18 protein-coding genes and 4 tRNA genes are annotated in these 18,424 nt (G+C 53.4%); 3 read left to right on the forward strand and 19 right to left on the reverse strand.

What is annotated here, in order from left to right; translation table 11 throughout:
• Positions 1-226 precede the first annotated feature (226 nt).
• The 12 genes from ptsP to EZJ44_RS00205 all read right to left on the reverse strand — a co-directional run bounded on the left by ptsP (position 227) and on the right by EZJ44_RS00205 (position 10,178).
• The gene (ptsP, locus tag EZJ44_RS00150) at positions 227-1,912 is read right to left on the reverse strand and encodes a phosphoenolpyruvate--protein phosphotransferase (RefSeq protein ID WP_131278931.1); all 1,686 of its coding nucleotides are present in this window, start codon (positions 1,910-1,912) and stop codon (positions 227-229) included.
• Positions 1,913-1,923: 11 nt separating this feature from the next.
• On the reverse strand, positions 1,924-2,190 hold the full coding sequence (locus EZJ44_RS00155) for an HPr family phosphocarrier protein (RefSeq protein WP_131278933.1): 267 nt from the start codon (positions 2,188-2,190) through the stop codon (positions 1,924-1,926).
• A 1-nt stretch (position 2,191) separates the two neighbouring features.
• Positions 2,192-3,046: a PRD domain-containing protein gene (locus EZJ44_RS00160; protein WP_131278935.1), complete on the reverse strand. Its 855-nt coding sequence runs from the start codon at positions 3,044-3,046 to the stop codon at positions 2,192-2,194.
• Positions 3,047-3,049: 3 nt separating this feature from the next.
• Entirely contained in the window at positions 3,050-5,062 is a 2,013-nt protein-coding gene (locus EZJ44_RS00165; RefSeq protein ID WP_131278937.1) for a glucose PTS transporter subunit IIA, read from the reverse strand.
• 493 nt (positions 5,063-5,555) lie between these two features.
• A complete protein-coding gene (rplL, locus tag EZJ44_RS00170; RefSeq protein ID WP_131278938.1) occupies positions 5,556-5,942 on the reverse strand; it encodes a 50S ribosomal protein L7/L12 in 387 nt (128 codons plus the stop codon).
• A gap of 57 nt (positions 5,943-5,999) precedes the next feature.
• Entirely contained in the window at positions 6,000-6,521 is a 522-nt protein-coding gene (gene rplJ / locus EZJ44_RS00175) for a 50S ribosomal protein L10 (protein ID WP_131278940.1), read from the reverse strand.
• 315 nt (positions 6,522-6,836) lie between these two features.
• Positions 6,837-7,457, reverse strand: coding sequence for a uridine kinase (udk, locus tag EZJ44_RS00180; RefSeq protein WP_131278942.1), 621 nt, complete (start codon positions 7,455-7,457; stop codon positions 6,837-6,839).
• Positions 7,458-7,594: 137 nt separating this feature from the next.
• Positions 7,595-8,299, reverse strand: coding sequence for a 50S ribosomal protein L1 (rplA, locus tag EZJ44_RS00185; RefSeq protein ID WP_131278944.1), 705 nt, complete (start codon positions 8,297-8,299; stop codon positions 7,595-7,597).
• Between the two features lie 97 nt (positions 8,300-8,396).
• Positions 8,397-8,831 (reverse strand): 50S ribosomal protein L11, encoded by a 435-nt coding sequence (gene rplK, locus EZJ44_RS00190; RefSeq protein WP_124054121.1) that lies wholly within the window; start codon positions 8,829-8,831, stop codon positions 8,397-8,399.
• A gap of 96 nt (positions 8,832-8,927) precedes the next feature.
• On the reverse strand, positions 8,928-9,752 hold the full coding sequence (nusG, locus tag EZJ44_RS00195) for a transcription termination/antitermination protein NusG (RefSeq protein ID WP_131278946.1): 825 nt from the start codon (positions 9,750-9,752) through the stop codon (positions 8,928-8,930).
• A 58-nt stretch (positions 9,753-9,810) separates the two neighbouring features.
• On the reverse strand, positions 9,811-10,053 hold the full coding sequence (secE, locus tag EZJ44_RS00200; RefSeq protein WP_131278948.1) for a preprotein translocase subunit SecE: 243 nt from the start codon (positions 10,051-10,053) through the stop codon (positions 9,811-9,813).
• Positions 10,054-10,105: 52 nt separating this feature from the next.
• Positions 10,106-10,178, reverse strand: a tRNA-Trp gene (locus EZJ44_RS00205).
• A 271-nt stretch (positions 10,179-10,449) separates the two neighbouring features.
• Between EZJ44_RS00205 and EZJ44_RS00210 the strand changes: the two genes are divergently transcribed.
• Entirely contained in the window at positions 10,450-11,655 is a 1,206-nt protein-coding gene (locus EZJ44_RS00210; protein WP_131278950.1) for a pyridoxal phosphate-dependent aminotransferase, read from the forward strand.
• A 31-nt stretch (positions 11,656-11,686) separates the two neighbouring features.
• Here EZJ44_RS00210 and EZJ44_RS00215 read toward each other — a convergent pair whose 3' ends face one another.
• Complete coding sequence (locus EZJ44_RS00215; RefSeq protein ID WP_131278952.1) at positions 11,687-12,934, reverse strand: phosphotransferase; 1,248 nt, start codon at positions 12,932-12,934, stop codon at positions 11,687-11,689.
• A gap of 186 nt (positions 12,935-13,120) precedes the next feature.
• On the opposite strand from EZJ44_RS00215, the gene EZJ44_RS00220 reads away from it, so the two are divergent.
• Positions 13,121-14,188 (forward strand): adenosine deaminase, encoded by a 1,068-nt coding sequence (locus EZJ44_RS00220; RefSeq protein ID WP_131278954.1) that lies wholly within the window; start codon positions 13,121-13,123, stop codon positions 14,186-14,188.
• A 101-nt stretch (positions 14,189-14,289) separates the two neighbouring features.
• Here the strand turns inward: EZJ44_RS00220 and EZJ44_RS00225 are convergent, their stop codons facing one another.
• The 5 genes from EZJ44_RS00225 to EZJ44_RS00245 form a co-directional block, all read right to left on the reverse strand.
• Complete coding sequence (locus tag EZJ44_RS00225) at positions 14,290-15,465, reverse strand: UDP-N-acetylmuramate dehydrogenase (protein WP_131278956.1); 1,176 nt, start codon at positions 15,463-15,465, stop codon at positions 14,290-14,292.
• 100 nt (positions 15,466-15,565) lie between these two features.
• A complete protein-coding gene (gene rpmG, locus EZJ44_RS00230; protein WP_165496044.1) occupies positions 15,566-15,736 on the reverse strand; it encodes a 50S ribosomal protein L33 in 171 nt (56 codons plus the stop codon).
• 56 nt (positions 15,737-15,792) lie between these two features.
• Positions 15,793-15,866 (reverse strand) — tRNA-Met (locus EZJ44_RS00235).
• A 35-nt stretch (positions 15,867-15,901) separates the two neighbouring features.
• Positions 15,902-15,974, reverse strand: a tRNA-Thr gene (locus tag EZJ44_RS00240).
• Positions 15,975-16,081: 107 nt separating this feature from the next.
• Positions 16,082-16,162: transfer RNA gene (locus EZJ44_RS00245), tRNA-Tyr, on the reverse strand.
• Positions 16,163-16,375: 213 nt separating this feature from the next.
• Here EZJ44_RS00245 and EZJ44_RS00250 point away from each other — a divergent pair.
• Entirely contained in the window at positions 16,376-16,870 is a 495-nt protein-coding gene (locus EZJ44_RS00250; protein WP_131278960.1) for a YajQ family cyclic di-GMP-binding protein, read from the forward strand.
• A 128-nt stretch (positions 16,871-16,998) separates the two neighbouring features.
• On the opposite strand, the gene EZJ44_RS00255 is transcribed toward EZJ44_RS00250, so the two are convergent.
• Positions 16,999-18,381 carry an FAD-dependent oxidoreductase gene (locus EZJ44_RS00255; protein WP_131278962.1) on the reverse strand — a complete coding sequence of 461 codons (1,383 nt, stop codon included), beginning with the start codon at positions 18,379-18,381 and terminating at the stop codon, positions 16,999-17,001.
• Between the last annotated feature and the right edge of the window lie 43 nt (positions 18,382-18,424).

Consider the following 18,424-nt stretch of genomic DNA (forward strand, 5'->3'; position numbering starts at 1 on the left):
CCCACCAGTGTGGAAGGGGTCACGACTCGTATGCTCTAAGAAATCCTCGAAGGTCTGAGGGCTGTCGCTGCCCATCAGTTTCATCGATTTGCTTAGATTTTCATAACCAGCGAGTGCTTCCGGCACTATCGCGGTCAAGAAAGACTTTCCCACAGATAGAGAAAAACTGCAAGCTACCGGAGCGGCGCGCCGGTAGCTTGCAGTCACAATCAGCCATTTGCAGAGCTTACAGCAGATCTTTCAGACCAGGGCTCGTGAGCTCCAAAACTGCAGCTCGTGCATTCTCTGGATCGTCAGCATCAACTGCATATGCGGCCATTTGCTGGCAAGTAGCAAGATCGTGCAGGCGTAGCGCAGTGCGCACAGCATTCACTTTATTAGGAGCCATAGACAGTGAAGAAACTCCCAATCCCACCAATACCAGAGCCAAGAGCGGATCACCGCCAGCTTCGCCACAAACGCCTACAGGTTTGCCAGTAGCGCGGCCACCTTCGCAGGTCATCTTGATAAGCGTCAAGAGCGCCGGTTGCCACGGGCTCAAGAGCTCCGCAAACTCACCTTGCATACGGTCGGCGGCCATCGTGTACTGCGATAAGTCGTTGGTGCCAATCGACACAAAATCAACTTCGCGCATAACGCGACCAGCCAAGATGGCGGTGGATGCAATCTCAACCATCGCGCCAGCCTTGGGCAAGCCAACTGCCTTGACCTTCTCGGCAAACCAGCGCGCTTCACTAGCAGTAGCGATCATTGGTGCCATCACTCGTACGTCCGCACCGGTAGCTTTATAAGCCTGAGCAAGTGCTTCCAGTTGGGTATCGAGCAAGTCTTCCCGGCGTTGGCACAGACGCAAACCGCGCCGACCCAAAGCCGGATTTTCTTCTGCACCAAGATTGGCAAAAGCCAAAGGTTTGTCGGCGCCTGCATCGAGCGTGCGCACCACGATACGCCGATCACCAAAGGATTCAAATACCTTGGTGTACGTCGCAATCTGTTCCTCTAGGCTCGGCGCATCGGAGCGATCCAAGAACAGGAATTCCGTGCGGAATAAACCACAGCCTTCCAGATCCATACGAGCAGCCTTCGCGGCGTCGTCGGCCGTACCGATATTCGCCAACAACGCAACCTTGTGACCATCGTATGTGGCGCCTTCCCCAGACGATCCTGCCAGAGCTTTCGCACGGCGAACCGCACGCTCTTTCAACTCTGCAACCTCATCATCGGTAGGGTTAATAACGACCTCGCCCACACCGCCGTCGACAGCCACTAAGTTTCCCTCAGCAACAGCTACCACGCCTGGCACCTGCACAATGGCCGGAATACCTAGCTGTGCAGCCAAAATAGCGGTATGGCTGGTAGGGCCACCTTCCTCAGTGAGGATAGCAGCACAGAGCTCAGGAGAGAGCGTAGCAGTTTCAGCAGGTGCGAGATCACGCGCTACCAGAACAGAAAGTTCCGTGAGCTCAGGTACGCCAGGCGCAGGGAGTCCAAGCAGCTCAGAAATGGTGCGGTCACGAATATCGTAAAGATCAGTGACGCGCTCTGCCATGTAACCGCCCAAGCCCGCGAGCATATCTGCATAACCCTGCGTAGCATCATGTACCGCGCGAGTAACACCTGTACCCTGCTTTAGCTTGGCATCAACAGATTTTGCCAGACCACGATCATTAGCCAGCTTAGCCGAGGCCTCGAGAATCGGACGCACCGTTTCGGAAGCCTGTTGCGCACGCTCAGTGAGCTGAGCAGACACATTCGCCATTGCTTGGCGCACCCGCGCGCTCGCTGCTTCCCAATCAGTGGTGGGAGGCTCGTTAGCGTCAAAGCCAGGCGCGGCATGTACTGCCACTGCTTTCGCAGCCGCAATTCCACTCGAAACACCCAAACCGTGCAAAACCTGATGATTACCAGTCATGAGAGCCCCTCTCAGGCGTCGAGATCAGTTTCCAAAAGGTGAGCAAGGCTCTCCAACACCTGCTCAGCGTTCTCGCCCTCAGCGCTCAGAGTTACTTCATCGCCACACTGGGCGCCGAGCGTCATAACTTCAAGAACTGAAGCTGCATCTACAGGTTCTTCGCCAGGAAGCGAAATCTCCACGTCAAGACCTGAATCTTCAACCGCTTGAGTGAATAGCGCCGCTGGTCGCGCGTGCAAACCAACAGCCGAAGCGATTTTTGCTGTACGAGTAGCCATTTTATGATTCCTTTCGAATCGGTTGAGCATCACCGCTCACCCTAGCAATATGCATCGTTAAATACGAAATTTCATCTTCGCTTATGCGAGTGTCAAAACGCAGCTCGATAATAGCCGCCAGCTTCTGAGCTACTGCAACACAATCTGGATAGCTATCGCGAATCGCCTGACCAATAACCGAGATTTCGCCTTCATTGATCTGTTTTTGTTGATGGATACGAACAAAGAGATAACGAAGGTGAGTGATAAAACGCCCCACATTCACCGACGTCGCCTCTAAATGTACGCCAAAACTAGTTTCAATAACTTCGATCATCTGCTGGATGATACCCGTCATTTTATATGTGTAGCTCAGATCCCCGTGACTGAAACCGAGATTCACCAAGTGCAGGGAAATCGCTACCGCTTCGTCCTGCGGTAGCTGTGTATCGCTCAGGTGGTTAATCTGGGTGAGCAGATCAACCGCCTGAGCGTATTCTTGCGGATACAGATTACGCACCTCCGCTTCGAGCGGATAACGCACGTCAATTGCAGTGCGCACCCGCTCGAAAGCGAACGTAATATGATCGGCAAGTGCAAGGACAAAGGCGGGATTCGAGCCCAACCCGCTGTTGGTAGAGCTGAACACCTGTTCCAGAAGATCGAGAATCTTCGGCGGAATATCCGCGAGAAGTTTTCCCAAATGATCTGGGTCCCTGCCGTCAACTGGAACGAATTTTCGCACAACTTTGGCAGGGTCAATTGACATTCCCGGCTTCGCCTGGAACCCAATCCCCCAACCCGTCACGATGACTTCGGCGGCGTCGTCATCACGCGCCAAAACCACGTTGTTGTTGAAAACTCGCAGGACGTCCATACACTACCTAGTTACTGAAATGATCTTCTCACCAGCTTTAACGCTCGTTGACTCAATCGGCTCAACGTTCGTCATTGACTTGGTGTTCGTTACAGTAACAATTGTAGTGGTAGCGAAGCCCGAATCAGCGATCTGCTGTAGATCCACCTCAACGAGAACGTCCCCACTTTCGACCCGCGCACCCTTTTCTACGCGCACGTCAAAACCTTTACCCTGCATATTCACGGTGTCGATGCCCACGTGTACGAGCACCTCCACGCCGTCGTCGCTCTTGATGCCAAAGGCGTGTCCCGATTTCTGTACCGACGCAACGGTTCCTGAAATAGGAGCAAGAATTGTGCCGTTTTCCGGATTGATGCCAACACCAGCGCCGAGTACGCCAGATGCGAAGACGGCGTCGCCCACCTTTTCGAGCGCCACCACGCTTCCCGCCACTGGCGCGAGAACATCGGTTGTCTCCCCTGCTACTGGAGCGGCGGAGTGATCTGCAGTTTCGTTCGCGCCTTGGGCAGCGGCGTCGGCTTCCTGCTCAGCCTTGAGCGCTGCGCGCTCCTGCGGCATGCGGAAATCGGAAATAATAATGAGCACCATGGCGACAACGAAAGCGACCGTCACGCCCAAGGTGTAACGCCACACCGGGCTAAACACAGGAATCGTGAGAAGCGAGGTGAAGGCAAATGCGCCGGTGGTTACTCCGCCGGTTAGTCCAATGACGATGCCGCCAGCCAAGCAACCTACCAGCATACGTGGGTAGATACGCTTGAAGCGCAGGTGGATGCCGTACAGAGACGGCTCGGAAATACCACCAAGAAGGCCCGCGGCCAGTGCGCCGATAGAAACCTGGCGCATAACCGTTTCTTTGTGGCGAATAGAGAGAACCAAAACACCAGCTGTTGCGCCGAAACATGCGAAGTTCCAGGCACCCATTGGGCCTTGGATGAAGTCGTAACCAAGAGTTTGAATATTGACGAGCATGAGTGCGTTCAGCGGCCAGTGCAGACCGAGTGGCACGAGGAACGGATAAATCACTGGCACAAGCACGGCAAATACGATTGGGGCGTGACCGTTGAGCCATGCGAGACCCGAACCGAGACCATTGCCAACCACAACGCCCAATGGGCCGATCAAAAATGCCGTGAATGGAATCATGATGATCATTGAGAAGAATGGAACGAACACCATTTGCAGATTCTCAGGGAAAATCTGCTTCAAACCGCGGTAGACCAGCGCAAGGACGCCCACCATCATGAGCGGCACGAAAACCTGACCAGAGTAATCATGCAACGGCATATTGATTCCAAAGACTTCTGCCATGCACGACTTGGTGCCGAGCGAGTCATTTGTCTGGCATACGGTATTCGAAAAACGCTCTGGGTTAGAGAGTGAGACGAACTCCGGCGTCATCAGTGCGCCCATAACTGCGGTACCAAGCCAAGGGTCGATACGCAGCTTCTTCGAGGCGTTGTATGCCACCATCAACGGTAAGAAGAAGAACACCGAGTGCCACATCGCATCCACGAACACCCAGGTTGAGGACTTGGTATCGTCGCGGAACTTGATGATTTCGAGTGCGTCGAGAATCGAGGCAAAAGCAATGATCAACGATGCACCGAGCAGCACGCCCAAGATCGGACGGAAAGAGTCGGACAAAAACTCGAAGAATGCGTCTACCCAGCTAAAACGACCGCGAACCTTGTTGCGTGCTTCAGCTTTGATTTCGGCATCTGTTTTCTCGGTGTGCTTGCCAGCGTTTGCCATGCTCGGTAGAGACTTGATCTCGTTGTATAGAGTAGCGACGCCGCCACCAGCCACAACTTGATAACGGTCACCCGACTGCGGCACGACGCCGAGTACACCGTTAATTTTTTCTAGTTCTTCCCGATTGACTTTGCCAGCATCAAAAAGTTCAAAACGTAACCGGGTGGCACAGTGCGTCAAACTCTTCACATTGGCAGAACCGCCAACTGCGTCGATAATTTTTTGCGCTGGGGAAATAGTGCGCGTTTCATTCGACATGATAGCTTCCTTGCTTCAAATACTCCGATACCCAGTAAAAACAAAAAAGACCCAAGCTATGACGAATCGTCATGCTTAGGTCTTGCCCCTACCGGGTAACAATCCTCTGGTGAAATACCAGCGTTCGAAAGATACGATATACCGTTGCGAAAGAGATTGTCTAGCGACGTGGTTCAGATCACCACAGTGTGCCCTTCATACCTTTCGGACGGCGATCCGATTCAACAAAGAGTGGATTCTTGGTGCGAGTAACGCAACATCTCGATATATGTACAGATGTTGCGAAAAACGCACCTAGTTTCCCTCGTAGGTAGGCGCTAAGCTCCAACAGCGGGCGCCAATTTGTGCCGAATGCGTTATATGCGAAGGATATGCGCGAAGGATGCGACACGAAGAGTACATGCAAGGGAGGGCTCCGATCAAAGATCGAAGCCCTCCCTCAACCGCCGGTGTTTAACCAGCAAGTTTAAGATTGCGGTCTAAACCGCAGAAATCACTTGAGAACGACAGTTGCGCCAGCAGCCTCGAGCTGCTCCTTTGCCTTCTCAGCGGTTTCCTTGTTAACGCCTTCGAGAAGAGCCTTAGGTGCGGAGTCAACGAGCTCCTTAGCTTCCTTGAGACCAAGTGGGGTAAGAGCGCGCACCTCCTTGATGACCTGGATCTTCTTGTCGCCAGCGTTTTCGATGATGACGTCGAAGGAGTCCTTCTCTTCTTCAGCAGCAGCATCGCCTGCAGCTGGAGCAGCAGCAGCTGCAACAGCAACTGGAGCGGTTGCTTCAACTTCGAATTCTTCTTCGAACTTCTTAACGAAATCGTTGAGCTCTACGAGGGTGAGCTCCTTGAAAGCTTCGATGAGCTCTTCAGCGGTAAGCTTGGCCATGATTGACCTTCCTTCCTGTGCCTACGCGAGGCAATTTAATTGGTTGATACCACTACCTCAGGCAGCGGATTCCTGCTTCTCGCGCAGGGCGTCTACGGTGCGCACAGTCTTGGTGATTGGCGCCTTGAATACGTATGCAGCTTTGTACAGCGAAGCCTTGAGGACTCCAGCAGTCTTAGCAAGCAGAACCTCACGGGATTCGAGATCGGCGAGCTTCTGAACATCTTCAGCGTTGAGAAGATTACCTTCGAGAACGCCAGCTTTCACGATGAGAGCCTTGTTCTCCTTAGCAAAATTCTTAACTGCCTTAGCTGCGGAAGCGATGTCACCGGTAACAAATGCCAGCGCGGTCGGACCCTTGAGGTCGTCATCGAGTCCTTCGATGCCGGCTTCACGGGCTGCAATGCGTGCGAGGGTGTTCTTAGCAACCTTGTACTCTGCGTCAGCACCGAGCGCACGACGAAGCGTCTTCAGTTGCGCAACGGTCAAACCGCGGTACTCAGTCACCAGAACCGCCGAAGAGTTGCGGAAATCTTCCGTAAGCTCTGCGATCGCTGCAGACTTGTCGGTCCGTGCCATGGGACCTCCTTCCGAATAGTAGCCGCAAAAGTCGGAAGTTTTACAAAACAAAAACCCTCGCGCAGCGCACGAGGGTTCAAGCATACTTCTGCTCTTGAAAAATCGTACCTGCGCTGGCTTCGCTTTGCGAACTTCACCCCGTTGGCAACGGGCGACCTGCGGTCTTGGGCAGAATATACGCTACCTGCCTCGGCGTCGTCATGCAAGAAAGAACAACGCTTCGTGAGCGAAGCAACAAGGGACGGCTTTGCAAAAACCTATTCCATAAGCGTTGGCCGATAGGTGCAACCAGATAGGATCTTTTTAGATAAACACTTACCGAGCCGATACGAGCTTTTCGATCCGGTGGAACAGAATATCGAGAGCTACCAAATTTCGACCGCCCTCAGGAATAATCAAGTCCGCATGGCGTTTCGATGGCTCCACATAAAGCTCATGCATAGGTTTCACAGTAGACAGATACTGCTTTTCCACTGAATTAATATCCCGGCCGCGTTCAAGCACATCGCGTTTGATACGGCGCATAATCCGCACATCAGCATCAGTGTCCACAAAAAGCTTGAGATCAAAGAGTTCACACAGCTCAGGTTGTGCAAATATCAAAATACCTTCAACCAAAATCACCGGAGCCGGCTCGATACGTATCGTATGCGATTTGCGGTTGTGCTCTGTGAAATCATAAACCGGACAATCAACGGCTCGCCCAGCGATGAGCTCCTGCAACTGTTGTGCCATCAAATCGCTGTCGAAAGCTTCCGGAGCGTCAAAATTAAGTTTTGCCCGCTGTTCATGGGTGAGGTCATGATGCTCTTTGTAATAGTTATCGTGGAAGACGACGGTAGTCTTGGTATCGAAACGCTCGGCAATCGCGCGGGTGAGCGTCGTCTTCCCGCTTCCGGTACCACCGGCAATACCAATCACAAAAGGCCTAGCCACAATGAACCTTTCTCCACATAAACCACGTAGGGCACAAATACTCGTCTGATTCTACCGATAATACGAAAGAATACGAAACTCCCCGATGCCTCACAGCATCGGGGAGTTTCAAAGTGCTATTTCACACCGCTAAGAAATCACTTCTCGGTCTTGCCAAGCTTAACAACGTCGAGTGGAATTCCAGGACCCATCGTGGTCGCAACGGTTGCCTTAAGCAAGTAACGACCCTTCGAGGATGCTGGCTTCAAACGCATGATCTCCTGGTATGCAGCGTTGAAGTTCTCAACGAGCTGCTCCTGGGTGAAGGTGGTGTTGCCAACGATGAACGGAAGGTTACCGTGCTTGTCTACACGGAACTCGATACGTCCACCCTTGATGTCCGCAACAGCCTTTGCGGTATCCATCGTCACGGTACCAGTCTTTGGGTTTGGCATGAGACCACGTGGACCGAGCACACGACCAAGCTTTCCAACCTTGCCCATCAAGTCTGGGGTTGCAACAGCCGCATCGAAATCGGTCCAGCCACCTGCAACCTTCTCGATGAGATCGTCGTCGCCAACTTCATCCGCACCAGCTTCGAGAGCTGCCTGAGCACGCTCACCGGTTGCGAATACGATCACGCGAGCCGTCTTTCCAGTTCCGTGAGGAAGGGAAACGGTACCGCGAACCATTTGGTCTGCCTTACGTGGATCAACACCGAGGCGGAATACTGCTTCCACGGTCGATGCGAACTTCGTAACGGAAGTCTTGGACGCAAGTTCCAAAGCTTCTTGAGCGGTGTAAAGCTCGCCGGCCTGAATAAGTTCGGCAGCCTTACGATAATTCTTTGAGCGCTTTGCCATTCTGCTTTCTCCTTTTTAGCAGTCGTGGTAATGCGAACCAGCTCCGGGTTCTACCACGATGTCCCGAGGACACCTACACCTTTACGGTGTCTAAAAATCAGATCTCGTCTGTGGTCAGACCCATAGAACGAGCGGTGCCCGCGATGATACGAGCAGCATTGTCAATGTCGTTGGCGTTGAGATCCGGCTGCTTGGTCTTCGCAATTTCGCGAAGCTGATCAGCGGTAACGTGGCCAACCTTGTTGGTGTGTGGAACGCCTGAACCCTTCTTGATTCCAGCAGCCTTCTTCAAGAGATCTGCAGCTGGTGGAGTCTTGGTTACGAAAGTGAATGAACGATCTTCGTAAACCGTGATCTCAACTGGGATGACGTTGCCGCGCATGGACTCGGTAGCGGCGTTATAGGCGTTGCAGAACTCCATGATGTTCACACCGTGCTGACCCAAAGCTGGGCCGATTGGTGGAGCTGGGTTTGCAGCACCTGCCTGAATCTGAAGTTTGATCAGGCCTGCAACCTTCTTCTTCGGTGGCATTTAATGATCCTTTGTTTCTAATGTGTACCGCCACATGGCAAAAGTGGCGGGCGTCGAACAGCTTAAGGCCAAACGAACTCAAAATCCTAAATCGGATTAATCCATCTTTTGAACTTGGCTGAACGACAAGTCGACCGGGGTTTCCTGGCCAACAAGCGTCATGAGCACGGTAAGTCGCTGATTTACCGCGTCAACCTGTGAAATTGTAGCCGGCATTCCCACCCAAGGTTCAGTGATGAGAGTCACCGTCTCGCCAACTTCGTACTCAGCAACAAGAACAGGAGCGCCAGTCTTGACTGGTTTTCCAGCAGCAACAGCTTCTTGAGCAACTTCTTGCTCAACCACTGGGGTGAGCATCTTCACGATCTCGTCTTTGGTGAGCGCAACTGGGTTACGACCGTTTCCAACGAAGCCGGTCACGCCGTTCGTCTCCTGCACAACTCGCCAAGAGTCGTCGGTAAGATCCATACGAACAAGGGCGTAACCAGGGATTCGAACGCGCGAAACACGCTTATTCTGACCCTTCTTCACTTCGATAACTTCTTCCATCGGCACTTCTACCTGGAAGATGTAATCTTCCATATCCATCGAGTGGATACGAATCTCAAGATCCTGCTTGACGCGCTTTTCGTAGCCGGCATAAGTGTGAAGAACGTACCAACGGCCTGGCAAACCACGCAGGCGGGCGCGAACCATCTCTTCAGTGTCGACGCCGTCTGCTTCAGTTTCGGCAGTTGGTGCAGTCTCTTCTGCGGTAGGCTCTTCAGCAGTCTCCACGTCGGAGCCAGCCTCGGCTTCTACTGCCTCGGGAGCAACGTCGCCGGAGGTAGTCTCCACAACTGGAGCTTCAGCCTCAACTTCTGGGGTCGAACCGTCAGAAAACAGCGGACTGTTTTGTGGTTCGAAAGTTTCTTCAGGCATGTTTCCTGCTTCCCTACTTATGTTCCCTATTACCGACAATACTGTTGAGCGCTAGCGATCAGCCAAACACCCAGAACACGAACTGGCTAAATCCAAGATCAAGCAAGCCCACGAAAATCATGACAACAATCAAAAATCCCACAACCGTGAGGAACATAGTCCACAATTCGCTGCCGGTTGGGCGCTGAACTTTCTTAAACTCAGCAAGAACCTGCTTAAAGAACGTGATGATACGAGCAAAGAAGCCCTCTTTGCTCTCTTTGGCTACACGATTACCATGAGCTTTAGCAACGTCATTCACGAGTGGATCCTCTCGGTTAATGTGGAAAACGGCCCGTTTGGGCCGCTTTCTGCAGGGCAGGAGGGACTCGAACCCACAACCGCCGGTTTTGGAGACCGGTGCGCTACCAATTGCGCCACTACCCTATCGCTTGGCGAGCACTATCAATTATGCCTGAGAGTGAGGCCTAATTTCTATTGCTTGGCACAGCTCAATCCACTTTAGTCGGCTTTTGCTCATTAGTCCAAATAAATGCACTCTCTGCCCTGTAATTCTCACCACGTTACAACCAAAGATGGTCCACACACGCGCACGAAGACGGAAATCTCCAGACCTGAACCGATCCAGTTTCACAAATTTTCAAGTAACTTCCCCACTCGGGCGGAACAGCAAAGTGTTTTGTGACACAATAGGAATGTGAACGAAAATAAAACAGCCCGCCGGGTTTCTACCCGCCTTGGGGCACTTCAAGAGTCAGCAACCCTCGCCGTAGACGCAAAGGCTAAAGCATTGAAAGCCGCAGGAAAGCCTGTTATTGGCTTTGGTGCCGGTGAGCCAAATTTCCCTACCCCTGATTTTATTGTTGAAGCAGCAGTAGAAGCAGCCAAGGACCCGAAGAACCACAAATACACGCCAGCCAAGGGTCTTCCCGAGCTGCGTGAAGTCATCGCTGCAAAAACGATGCGCGATTCTGGAGTCGAGGTAGATCCGAACAATATCATCGTCACCAATGGTGGAAAACAAGCCGTCTACCAGGCTTTCCGTTCAATCGTAGACGACGGCGACGACGTCATCCTCCCTGCCCCCTACTGGACCACATACCCAGAGGTTATCCGCCTGTGCGGCGGCAACCCTGTGGAAGTTTTTGCCGGTTCCGATCAGGGCTACAAGGTGACGGTGGCACAGCTTGACGCAGCACTTACTCCCGCAACCAAAGCGATGCTGCTGTGCTCGCCGTCGAACCCAACTGGCGCCGTCTATTCTGCCGCCGAGCTCAAAGAGATCGGCACGTGGGCACTTAACAACGGCGTGTGGATCATCACCGACGAAATCTACGAGCACCTCGTATACGAAGGCGAGCAGTCCTACCTCCTCAAAGAGGTGCCGGAACTTGCCGATCAAACCATCGTGGTGAACGGCGTCGCAAAAACCTATGCCATGACCGGATGGCGTGTGGGCTGGATGTACGGCCCCGCAGACGTAATCAAGGCTGCGTCAAACTTCCAGTCGCATATTACCTCGAACGTGTCCAACGTGGCACAGCGGGCTGCGCTTGCGGCTATCACCGGTGATCAGAGCGTTGTGGCGGAGATGAAAGAAGCATTTGACCGCCGTCGCAAGAAGATCGTGGAGATGCTGCGCGAAATCGACGGATTCGAGGTTCCAGAGCCCACCGGTGCTTTCTACGTATTCCCAAATGTGCAGGGAGTGCTCGGCAAAGACATTAAGGGTCGCGTTGCAAATACAACGTCTGAACTCGCCACGCTCATTCTCGAGGAAGTTGAAGTGGCAGTTGTTCCAGGTGAAGCCTTTGGCGCGCCAGGCTACATTCGCCTCGGTTACGCACTGTCCGACGACGATCTCGTGGCGGGCATCGAGCGCCTACAAAAGCTTTTCAACTGATTAGCTTCTCTTTCGACGACGAACGCCGAGGTCAGTAGCCTTCCGCAAGAAGGCGCTGACCTCGTTCGATCCAACTTTCGGCAATACGGAGGCGGTTTTCCGCCTCCGTATTCCATTGTTTGCGCTGCTTACGCGCGCCTGCAACGAGGGAAATCACCACTCCGGCCGCCGAAGCACACAGTGCCACTGGGTCAACCCGCGAAGTGAGCGAATCAAACCACTGATCAAGGATTACCGGCACACAGCGATACGGCTGCGGAGCAAGACTCGGCAAAACAGACATATGTGCTAATAAGCACGCCCAATCGTGAACCCGATGACCAGGGCTGAGCGAATCGAGATCAAGTAAACCACTGAGCTGACCAGTGTTAGCGTCAACGTAAATATTCGCTTCGTAAAAATCTCCGTGGGTGGGCACAACTGGCCCTAAATCTGCATGTTTGAGCAGTTCGCGAATTTCGGTTGCCACCTTGTGACAACGCCCGTCATACTCAGGAAGGGTAAGCGCAGCGGCATGGGCATAGTGCTCACAGCGATCCACCCAAGCAGCTCGTTTGGGCATTCCCAAGGCCAAATAAGGAAGTGAGTCGAGACAAGATTCGAGCGAATCCAAGACCTGCTGCTGTTTAATCGCATCGGAAATCGTGATCGAAGAAAAGTAACGCGACAACGCGATCCCGCTCACCGGCGTCGTCACAACAAAACCCGGGGCAGATTTGTACAGCGCCGGCGCTGGAACGCCAGCCTTGTGCGCCAACTCGAGTCGCCTCTCCAAATCGGCTTGATCCTTTGCACGCACCACTTTGCCAAACAGTGCCGAACCAGATTCACGCTCAATCCGCACCACCGCCCGCCGAGTAGGGCGATATCCGAGCAATTCAATCTCTACTCGTTCATCGAGAAAATCCGAAAGTAAATGCGCAGTGCAGGCGAGTTCAAGTGCGGGAAGCTCAGGGTCATTCGGATGCTCCCATACGCACACACGGGTATCCCCAAAACGCAGGATCTTTCCTTGGACTCCTAAAATCGATTCTTCCGCCACACGTTCCGTGGATGCAACCATGTATGCGTCGATTCGCTGCCGGTCACGGTTGGTTTCCAAAACTACGGTGTAACCAATCGAAACACCAGCTCCTGGCCGGTGATGAACCTGGTGAACAGCCCAAGACCGCAAAATTCCCTGTTCAGCAACGGCTAGGCGCAACATCTCACCCGCACGTGAGCCGGTGAGAAGGGCTAGATCACGCCGTTCATGACGAGCTCTTTGAGAATTTTGCATACTCTTTTTATATGAGACCTCGCCGGCAAATACAAACTACACACGGTGTTGTGACATTGCGTGCATCGTAGGTTGCGCGCTGGAGGCGTAACCCGCAGTGACATTGCGTACGTCGCGAGCTGTGACATTGCGTGCACGCCACAGTGCCTCATGGAATCTACGATGAACCGCTGGCAAAATGGTTATATGCGAGATCTTCAGGCCCTTCCGAAAGCTCATCTTCATCTTCACTTCACTGGCTCAATGCGAGTTTCTACACTCAAAGACATGGCGCAAAGCCAAGGTATTCGGCTTCCGGAGAACCTCACCGATAATACCGCGCTCCAAGTACCAGCAGATCAGCGTGGCTGGTTCAGGTTTCAACGCGCCTACGACGCCGCTCGCAAAGTGGTGCGATCCGAAGAAGCCATGCGTCGCATTGTGCGTGAAGCGGCCGAAGATGAAGCTCGAGAAGGCTCGAAACGACTCGAAATCCAAATTGATCCAACCTCGTATGCGCCATTTGTTGGTGGTATCACCCCAGCTCTTGAAATCGTGCTTGACGAAGCCACTCTCGCTTCGCGCGACACCGGCGTACAGGTAGCCATCGTCGTCGCCGCCTCACGCCTCAAGCATCCCCTTGACGCCCGCATTTTGGCGCGGCTTGCAGCGAAACATGCCGGCGAAGGAGCTGGTCAAGTGGTAGGTTTTGGGCTGTCAAATGACGAACGCCGCGGAAATACCCCAGAGTGGGCGGGAGCTTTTGATATTGCCCGTAAAGCTGGTCTCGCCTCGGTTCCTCACGGCGGAGAGTTGCTCGGCCCTGAACATATTCGCGATATCGTTACCGCGCTTAAACCGCGGCGCTTGGGCCATGGCGTGCGGGCAGCTGAAGATCCAGCCCTGCTTGAATATATTGTAGACAACGGTATTGCGCTCGAAGTGTGCCCAGCCTCAAACGTGCAGCTCGGCGTCTACAATTCCCTCGGTGATGTGCCACTGCGTACGCTCCTCAAAGCGGGAGCCCAGATCGCCCTCGGCGCCGACGACCCGCTTCTCTTCCTCTCGCGGCTCACGGATCAGTACGAAAATGCTCGCAAACTCGGTCTTGACGACTACGAAATTTCTTTGCTCGCACATTCCTCGATTAGCGCCTCGCTTGCTTCGCCGTCGGATAAAGAGCGCTGGCATGATGAGATTGATGCCTGGCTAGCCGCGCCCGATCCCGTATCCGATCCTGCATCCGATCCTGAACCCGATCCGCACGCGGCTTGATCCGGCTCCACATACGGCAGCCGATCAGGTGCCCGATCCTGCTTCTGATGCGGTAGCCAACCCGATGCCTGATGCGGCAAGCGCCGAGCAGCTGGTTAAAATCAGATCGTGATATTGAGCAGCACAGGTTCAGGCACGAGCGTCACACCAAAACGCTCACGCACGCCATCACGAATCGCGCGTGCCAGATCAACGACGTCGGAGTCCCTCGCCCCGCCGCGGTTGGTAAGCGCCAACGAGTGCTTAGTGCTCACAGCAGCCGGTCCTGGCATGCCAAAGCCTGGCTTGAATCCGACGTGATCAATGAGCCAAGCAGCAGACGTCTTAACCTGACCATCGATTTGTGGAGCAGCAGCGCCAATCTGATTTGCAGCGCCCGACTTTCCAACCCCGTATTTCGGGGCATCTTCTGGCAAAGCAGCAGCTTGTTCCTCCGAGAGAATGGGATTAGTGAAGAACGAACCCAAAGAAAAAGTATCGCGGTCTATTACGTCAAGCACCATGCCCTTGCTGCGACGCAACTCGATAACTGCGCTACGCACATCGGAAGCTGGCACTCGCTCACCGGCGTTCACCCCCAATTTCTGCGCTAACTGCGCATAACGAATCGGCTCCGAAAGCGTAGCCCTACGCAGGTGAAACACCACGTCGAGGACGATCCAACGCGGCGTCGCACCCCATTCGCCGCTCAGCAACGACTCCTTGAGAGCAGAGTGGCGATAACCGAATTTCAGATCCGCGGCGAAAAAAGTGCGGATCGTTTGAGTTTTGCGGTCGAAAGCACGCACCGAAGCTATCGTTCCAGCCACTTCCTGCCCATACGCGCCGATGTTTTGCACCGGAGCAGCACCGACGGTACCTGGGATGCCCGAGAGGCCTTCTAGACCCATCCAGCCGTGTTCAATAGCGAATACGACGACGGCGTCCCACGGCGTTCCCGCTGCCACACGCATTTGCGCTCCCCCGCACGAATCTTCCGAGAGAATTTCGATTGAAGTGCGTCCGTCGTGGATAACGACGCCTGGAAAATCGGCGTCGGAAGCTAAAATATTCGAGCCGCCGCCCAATATGAGCAGCTCAGTGCCACTATTGTCGGCATCGGTGACGGCTGCGACAATATCTGTTTCAGAGGTGAGATTTTCATACTTTGCAACTGCTCCACCCACTGCGATCGTGGTCATATCAGCCAGCCGACGCGGATTGGCGCCAAGACGCGTGGTAAGTACAGGGGGCTGGGTGTGAGTTGGCTCAGTGGGCTCGGGAATCGAACAAGTCATGTTTTCACCTTAACGACAGTGAGAGAAAAAGAAAACCTCCGACGATGCGGAGGTTTTGATGCTCATGCGAGCGAAGTTCACCATAAGAACTGAGAACCGATCAACGGGTCTCGCGGTGCGCCTGGTTCTTATTGCAACGAGGGCAGAACTTGTTCAGTTCCAGACGATCCGGCGTATTACGACGGTTCTTCTTGGTGATGTAGTTTCGCTCCTTGCAAACCTCGCAGGCGAGGGTGATCTTAGGGCGAACGTCTTGAGACTTGCTAGCCACGGTTGTTTCCTCACGTTCGGTTTGATTGGAGAAGCGGATGCTTCTTTGGTCGAGAGTAGCGGGGGCGGGGTTTGAACCCGCGACCTCACGATTATGAGTCGTGCGCTCTGACCAACTGAGCTACCCCGCCTCACTTCATCACTTAATTTCTTAAGAAATGAATCGAGCCCCGAAAGGGAATCGAACCCTTGACCTTCTCCTTACCATGGAGATGCTCTGCCGACTGAGCTATCGGGGCAACGCTGGAAAGCTTACCAAAATTCTTCGGTAATTCACCAACTAGAAAACCGAACCTGGCGGTGAATCAGATCACCACACGGCTAGTTTAGATCGAAAATCGATCCGTGGCGGGTGAGGGATTCGAACCCCCGTAGCTTACGCGTCTGATTTACAGTCAGATACCATTGGCCGCTCGGTCAACCCGCCGATGTGCTCGAAATATTTCTTCGCACGTCAAAGTAGATTAGCAGTTAAGGTGGGTAGGATGTCAAACCGATTTGGCAGATTGCTAATGCCGCGCTGGTCACATTTCTCTTTTCGCTTTCCTTTTGCGTGCTCACAACGTTACGCGGACAAGCTCACACCTTTGCGCTCAATACCCGTTAAGCTTAACGCATACCGTTTAGAAGGGAGCCATTGATGGCAGATTCATCGTTCGACATCGTGTCGAAATACGACCGGCAAGAAGTGGACAATGCCGTAAACCAAGCCGCTAAGGAGATTAGCCAACGCTACGATTTCAAGAATGTGGGAGCTTCGGTAGAGTTACACGGCGAGGCAATCACAATGATTGCTAACTCACCTGAACGCGTACTCGCGGTGTGGGACGTGCTTCAGTCGAAGCTTATTCGCCGAGGTTTATCACTGAAACAAGTCGATGTAGGCGACGGCGAACCCAAAGCTTCCGGCAAAGAATATCGCCTAGTTGGATCTTTGAAAGAAGGCATCGACCAAGAAAACGCGAAGAAGATCACTAAGCTCATTCGCGACGAAGGCCCCAAAGGTGTGAAAGCACAGATTCAGGGCGATGAGGTGCGAGTTTCGTCTAAGTCACGCGATGCACTTCAAGATGTAATTGCCATGCTCAAATCGGCAAAGCTCGATGTAGCCCTACAGTTCGTCAACTATCGCTGACGCTGTTTCAACACGGTTTTAGCGCGAGTGGGTGGTGGTGATTGCCGCGATAAGCAATCACCACCACCCACTGCCAGATCAAGGTATATCTGATGAGATCGGATCAGATTAGACCGACCCAGATCAGATCAGTAGAGCTTCCCATCGTGTGGCTCACCACGGGAAATAGCTGTCATAGTTTCGCGCTCCACCACTTTGATGCGCTCGCGACCAACCGCCTCGCCGAGTGACTTCTCATAGGCTTCGAGCAACTCCCAGCCTTGCCAAGTGGTATAACGAACTCCGCGGCTCTCCAGCACCTGTTGAGTTGCCTCCCAACCGAGCTCTTCAGTAGTGGCATGCAAAAGCCCTGCTTTGTAGTCCTCTACCAGGTTGCCGATGGTTTCCTGCGCGTCGGATTTCGTCGAACCAATGAGTCCCACCGGACCGCGCTTGATCCAACCGGTAGCGTACATGCCATTGACGACGACGCCGTCGTTCACCACACGTCCGCCCACGTTCGGAACCACTCCACGAACGTCGTCAAACGGCGCACCTGGAATCGGCGAGGAGAAGTATCCAACAGCGCGATACACAGCCTGCACAGGATAATCAATGAACTCCCCCGTACGAGCAACCGATCCGTCGCCTTGCAAGGCCGTGCGAGCCATGCGAATTCCTTCAACATGCTCAGCTCCGAGAATCTCTGCCGGCTCTTGCAACATGTGAATGTGAATACGACGCGAGGCAGTCTTTTCTTCTTCCTGCTCAAAGAGGTAATCCGTGAGAATATTGACAACTTGGCGAGTCATCTTCGAATCAGCAACTGCAGCTTCTGATGCTTCATCGTAATCGTAGTCATCCTCGTAAACGATGATATCGACGTCTGGAACTTCTCCAAGTTCGCGCAGCTCCATCGGCGTAAACTTCACCTGAGCAGGCCCGCGACGTCCGAACACATGCACGTCCGTAACAGGCGACTTGCGCAGGCCCTCTTCCACATTCTGGGGAATCTCGGTACTCATGAGGTCTTGCGGGTGCTTGGCCAAGATTCGAGCCACGTCGAGAGCCACATTTCCCACGCCAATAACAGCAATTTCTTTGGCTTCGAGCGGCCATGTGCGTGGATAATCAGGGTGACCGTCGTACCACGACACAAAATCGGCTGCGCCGTAAACTTCCGGAAGATCAGCACCAGGAACATCAAAGGGACGGTCACGATCCGCACCTGTGGCAATGATAATCGCATCGTAGTGCTCGTGGAGCTCGTCAAAAGTTACGTCCTTGCCGATCTCAACATTTCCCACTAAACGAATATCGCCACGCTGCAACACATTGTAGAGCGCCTTAATAATCTGCTTAATACGTGGGTGATCAGGAGCGACGCCGTAGCGCACAAGCCCATAAGGTGCCGGAAGGCGCTCATATAGATCAATCTGAACATCAACATCGGATTTCGACAAGATATCGGAAGCGTAAATTCCAGCAGGACCAGCTCCGATAACTGCTACTTGTAGCGGACGATTACTCACAAAAACCTCTTCCTAGAATTACGGTCTGAGTAAATCGTACTAG

Source organism: Arcanobacterium bovis, assembly GCF_004331995.1.
Taxonomy (GTDB): Bacteria; Actinomycetota; Actinomycetes; order Actinomycetales; family Actinomycetaceae; genus Arcanobacterium_A; species Arcanobacterium_A bovis.